The 5,265-nt window shown below is 61.5% G+C and carries 4 protein-coding genes and 1 pseudogene; 3 read left to right on the forward strand and 2 right to left on the reverse strand.

Features of this window, described 5'->3' with window-relative positions:
• Positions 1-175: 175 nt before the first annotated feature.
• Entirely contained in the window at positions 176-1,072 is an 897-nt protein-coding gene (locus IVA82_RS30320) for a LysR family transcriptional regulator (RefSeq protein WP_247390939.1), read from the forward strand.
• 625 nt (positions 1,073-1,697) lie between these two features.
• Here IVA82_RS30320 and IVA82_RS30325 read toward each other — a convergent pair.
• Complete coding sequence (locus tag IVA82_RS30325) at positions 1,698-2,240, reverse strand: cupin domain-containing protein (RefSeq protein WP_247390941.1); 543 nt, start codon at positions 2,238-2,240, stop codon at positions 1,698-1,700.
• A 377-nt stretch (positions 2,241-2,617) separates the two neighbouring features.
• Between IVA82_RS30325 and IVA82_RS30330 the strand changes: the two are divergent.
• Positions 2,618-2,767 (forward strand): annotated as a pseudogene (locus IVA82_RS30330) (DUF3363 domain-containing protein); the annotation flags it as partial.
• Positions 2,768-2,770: 3 nt separating this feature from the next.
• On the opposite strand, the gene IVA82_RS30335 reads toward IVA82_RS30330, so the two are convergent.
• On the reverse strand, positions 2,771-3,685 hold the full coding sequence (locus IVA82_RS30335; protein ID WP_247390943.1) for a LysR family transcriptional regulator: 915 nt from the start codon (positions 3,683-3,685) through the stop codon (positions 2,771-2,773).
• A gap of 254 nt (positions 3,686-3,939) precedes the next feature.
• Between IVA82_RS30335 and IVA82_RS30340 the strand changes: the two genes are divergently transcribed.
• Positions 3,940-5,145, forward strand: coding sequence for a carboxymuconolactone decarboxylase family protein (locus tag IVA82_RS30340; protein ID WP_247390957.1), 1,206 nt, complete (start codon positions 3,940-3,942; stop codon positions 5,143-5,145).
• Positions 5,146-5,265: the final 120 nt, after the last annotated feature.

The following is a 5,265-nucleotide window of genomic DNA, read 5'->3' on the forward strand; positions in this document are numbered from 1 at the left end:
TCGGCGATCCATCCTCAGCACCTACCGCTGGTGTGAATCTCGCCCAATACCTGATTCCTGTATCCTTGGTACTGCGACTTTCTGACTCAGTAGAACTAGGATGACCGCCCATACCGGCGTTCGATGTGTAAGATACGGGCTTTGGAAGTCGCACCGCGCGGTGCGGGATTGCACCATGATCGACTGGGATGACGTTCGCTACTTTCTTGCCGTCGCGCGCGGAGGTTCGGTGCGGGCTGCCGCGGAGCGCCTCGGTGTGAACCACGCGACGGTGCTGCGACGCATCGCCCAGCTCGAGGAACGCCTCGGGGTCCACATGTTCGAAAAGCTGCCTTCGGGCTACCGCCTGACGGCTGCGGGCGAGGAGGTCCTCGAGTTCGCGGACCAGATGGAAGCGTCGTCGAACCAGCTCGAGACGCGCGTCTTCGGGCGCGACCAGAGCGTGCGCGGGCTTCTGCGGGTGACGCTGGCGCCGCCCCTCGCGACACACCTGCTCATGCCGGACTTCGCCGATTTCGCGCGTCTGCATCCGGACATCGAGATGGAAATCTTATCGTCCGGCGAGCTGGCAAATCTGACCAACCGAGAGGCCGACGTCGCGATCCGCGTCGTCTACGACCGCAAAACCCTGCCGCTCAATCTTCACGGCATGAAGGGACCGGAGCTGTTCGGCGGCGTCTACATGTCCTGCGATCGACTAGCCGCGTGGCGGGCGGGCGCGCCTGATCCCATCCGGTGGATTGTCATAAGCATTCATGGAATCCCGGACTGGGCCAGCGAGGGTGAGGTTCGCACCACGGGGGTTCCATTCAGGATCACGGACGCCGAGGCGCAGATCGTTGCTGTACGGCAAGGGCTCGGCATGACGACACTGCCGTGCTTCGTTGGCGATGCCGACCCCCTACTGGTGAGGGTGCCGGGCACCGACCTGCACATGTACGGAACGGTTTGGCTCCTCACACAGGGGGAGACACGCAAGACGAAGCGCGTGCGGCTCTTCACGGAGTTCGTATCCCGCAGGCTCGCCGCGTACGCTCCACTTCTCGCGGGGCTGTCCATATCGCGCGACTGATGCGCGGCAGGTCGCCGCTTGCCGCAATCCGTTCGGAAGCCGAGCTGCGGTCGCTTGAAGCGGCATCGTTCAATCCGCGAATGTTGCGCCGTATCGCAACCGGCGCGAGGGTCACACGACTGACGGCGACGGACTTCACCATCGCTGACGGTCATTTTGGCAGGCTGGAGACGCCGCTTTTGCGGAGAACTCCGAGGAAAATCGACCAATCGATATCGATAGTCTGTAAAACCGAGCAAATCGCGGATCGCCGAAATTCTCCTTTGAATTCAAGAGCGAAAATTTCTGACGGATCCGGGATACGGTTCTTCGTCGTGTGCCGAAAAGATTTGTGACGCCAAATCAGCGAGTTACCATACCTCTGAACCATCGAGTGGGAATGATTTGACGTCCTTTCACGGCCCGTCGTGAGCGCCGGCAAATTTCACCACCATCAAGCACCACGTTCATGGCCTGCAACGTGATGCTCCCGGCAAGTGTTCCATGCGCAGAACGTGCAAGGCTGCCGTATGGGATGATCACTGCCTGACAAGCCTCATCGGCCCGGTCACCTCGTCGATTCATGTTGGCCAAATTTTCGAACGTGAGATGAATGGTTCTTCTCAGGCTGCCGAGTTGCGCCGCGCTACGCCCCGGGCGAGCCAGCATGGCCGTCTAGCCTAGTTTTTCCGGCGACAATCTGAACCACTTCGTCATCCGATAGCGGTGGTCCTATGGGGTCTACGCCCGCCTCTCGGGCTGCAGCGCCAAGGCCGGCGTGATCAGTGGTGGTAACTCCGCGTTGCTCGGTCAAGGAGAAGAATCGTTCGAAGCCACCCGGAACGACGGTGACGGTGAAATGAACACCTTCATTGCCGAAGGCACGCCAGGTGTGCGGCATCCTTTTTGGCAGCAGGGTCATGTCGCCGTTGGTCATGGTGAAGCAGCGTTCTGGCGTCCATATCACGATCCGGCCTTCGAGCAGATGGATGATCTCGTCGTCAAAACGATGCGTGTGGCGTGCCGGGCCGAAGCCAGCGAGCGCACGATAGTCCAAGATGGAGTATGCGCTGTCTGTGCCACTCACGCGCAGATGGCATTCCTCGGCAAATGGGCTGCGGGATACCTCGGCACAATCACGCGCGGTATCGAGGCTGAGCTCTCCTGGGGATGTTGATCGTCGCTGCATGACGTTCTCCAGAGCAATCTCACGGGTTGGTTGGCGGAGGAAGGAACCTGGTTTCCTGGGGCGGAAAGCAGGCCGCGACCGATCTAAACGCTCCCTATAGGCGGGGTGTTCCAATCGCCTGTTCAACTCTCGCCTGCCGGCATCGGCGCGGTCGGCACACGTTGACGATCCCGTCGCGTAACTCCAGGCACTTTGAACCACTTTGCGTGCCTGTGCTCGATCCCTTTAGGGACTTGCCGGCGTCCTGATCCGCGCGCGAACGGCGGCACGTCCTCGGCGATCCGGACGAGATCGCGGTCTCTGTCCCCGATAAAGCAGGGCAAGCCAGCCACACCCACGCAGGCCCGTACTGCGATCAGGTGCTCGCTGATGTGGTTCAGTTCGACATGGTCGAGAAGTCCCACGAGTTCACGCTTGTCCCGTGGCGGCCGGTCATCGACCGCCAGCTCGGCCGCGAGGTCAGTGGCATCGTGCAGGGCGGATCGGTGTCCTGGCAGTTGGGGCGGCAGCGGGGATTGGGGCTTTAGCCCTCAAACCCATTGACCGACTTCACTGAGTACCCGTCGCAGCCATTGATGCCCTGGGTCGGCGTCGTGGCGCGCATGCCAAGTCTGCACTACTCGAAATGAAGGAATATCCAATGGCGGCGGAAAAAGTCGGAGCGGTAGCCGCCCGGCCAACGGTGCGAAGAGACGACGGGGTTCCGTTGCCACGAGGTCGGAGGCATCGACCAGCATCGGCGCCATCAAGAAGTGGCCGACCGTTACGACGACGTTCCTTTTCAATCCTTTCTCAGTGAGCACGGCATCGACATAGCCGCTCGGATTGCCTTTCATCGAAACCTGAAGATGGCGCAGCGAGAGATAGCGGTCGAGGTCGAGACTATCGGCCAGATCGGTGTGATCGCCGCGGCCAGCGCAGATGAAGTCCTCTTCGTATAGCAGTTCTTCTCGCATATGGGTCGGCGGCTGGGGGAAGTTGCCGGCGATGAGTTCCACTGCACCGTCGTCGAGCATCGGCAAACCGACGCTGCGGCTCGTGTTGCGGACAACCAGAGAAACGCCCGGCGCTTCGCGATCGAGCCGTGCGATCAGACGTGGTAAGAGCACGAAAGCGGCATAGTCGGAGAGACCAACCACGAATTGCCGCGTGCTTTCGGCCGGATCGAACGCGCGCCCGCCGAGCAGGACGCCTTCAACCAGTTCGAGGATCGACCGAACACTCGGCGCAATGTCCTGCGCCAGTGGCGTCGGCGTCATGCCGCGCGGGGATCGGACAAACGGCGGGTCTCCGAACAGAGCCCGAAGGCGATTGAGCGAATGGCTGACCGCCGGCTGGGTCAGCCCAATCCGCTCGGCCGCGCGCGTGGCGTGCCCTTCGGCAACGAGGGCGTCGAAGACGACCAGCAGATTGAGATCAACGGTAGCAATATGAATCTGCTTCATCACGGCGATACTAAGAATGAATTGGATTTATCGCAATCGCCGATGCAAGGTTTGACCTGAAATAAAGCGGGGGCGGATGGCAGAGTAGGAGAACATGAGTGTCAGGTCCCACCACCGTAGCAACGGGAAGAGCAAGTTCTCGCCGACGCTTTATTGAGGCTGCCTTCGTCGCAGCAATTTCTTTCGCCATCAGTCGGAGCGGGCAAGCCATGGCCTCGGAAACTCATGAGGATCGATTTTCACGCGGCCTGGAGATGCTCCGCCGGATCGGCGGCGAGAATTTCGATGGACCGATCAATGCTCTGGCGGAGACCTCCGCCGATTTGTCGCGCCTCACCGTCGAATATCCCTATGGCGATGTGTTGTCCCGCCCGGGGCTGGATCTCCCGCTAAGGCAGCTCTGCACCGTCTCGATGCTGCTGGCCGACGGAAGCGCCCAGCCGCAATTGAAGTTTCATATCGCTGGCTTTCTCAATGCCGGCGGCATCCCCGAAGCGGTCGTCGAACTGCTCTTCGTCTCGGTCGCGGTCCTGGGCTTTCCTGCGACCGTCAATGCCGTCGGCATCGTCCGGTCGGTGTTCGCCGAACGCGAGCTGGCATTTCAGCCCATCAAGCCCGCGACGGGTGACGGAGCGGGACGCGGATGGGCCGGACGCGAGATGCTGGAGCGGCTCGTAGCGGGCGACGCCCAGGGCTATTTTGATCGCTTCGCCGGCACCGCGCCCGACCTCGCGCAGCTTTCGATCGATTTCGGGTTCGGGGAGGCGCTGGCTCGGGACGGCCTCGATCACAAGGCCAAGCTGCTCGCGATCATCGCGATGCTCGCCGCGACCGGCAACCGCGCCGATGCGCTGCGTCTTCATCTGGCCGGCGCTATCGCCAATGGGGTGGCGCGCGAAGAGATCATCGAGCTGCTGATACAGCTCAGCGTCTACCGTGGCTTCCCTTCGGCCCTCAACGCATTCTCGGTCGCCCGGAGCGTCTTCGCGCTCGGCGTCCAGACGCTTCAGGTCGACATCCCCGCGCACATCGAGACGGAAAGCCGTTCGGACCGACTGGAGCGGGGGAACGCTCTGCTCGCGAAAAGCTCAGCGGCATCAGGCGACGCCGTGGTCCGTAGCTTCGACGACATCGCGCCGGACCTCGGGCGCATGATCGTCGAGCATTCCTATGGCGAGGTGTTCTCGCGCAGTGGCATCGATCTGAAGACCCGTGAACTCAGCGCCTGCGCGGCTTTGGCTGCCATCGGTTCCGCGACGACGGAAACCCCTTTGCGGGTCCACATCAACGCCGCCTTGAACGTTGGTGCGAGCCGGGAAGAGATCATCGAAACGCTGGTCAATCTCGCGCCCTATAGCGGCTACCCAGCGACACAGCAGGCGGTCCGCATCGCCGCGGAAGAGTTCGCCAAGAGCAACCCGTCCTCGCGACAGCGCAAGGAAGAAAGCGAATTGCGGTGACAGTGAATTACGGTGACAGTGCTGGACTGCACCCCTGGAATGAGACACGATAATTTCTGTGACAGTGCGGTTGCCATGATGCGTTATCGTGCCTTGTTTTGCGCGAACGCGGTTTCGAAC

Source organism: Bradyrhizobium sp. 142 (assembly GCF_023074015.1).
Lineage (GTDB): Bacteria > Pseudomonadota > Alphaproteobacteria > Rhizobiales > Xanthobacteraceae > Bradyrhizobium.

Bases quoted from the DNA above. Each gene is read 5' to 3' on its own strand.
- IVA82_RS30325 (WP_247390941.1), bottom strand. From the start codon at position 2,240: ATGCAGCGACGATCAACATCCCCAGGAGAGCTCAGCCTCGATACCGCG.
- IVA82_RS30340 (WP_247390957.1), top strand. From the start codon at position 3,940: ATGCTCCGCCGGATCGGCGGCGAGAATTTCGATGGACCGATCAATGCT.
- IVA82_RS30335 (WP_247390943.1), bottom strand. From the start codon at position 3,685: ATGAAGCAGATTCATATTGCTACCGTTGATCTCAATCTGCTGGTCGTC.
- IVA82_RS30320 (WP_247390939.1), top strand. From the start codon at position 176: ATGATCGACTGGGATGACGTTCGCTACTTTCTTGCCGTCGCGCGCGGA.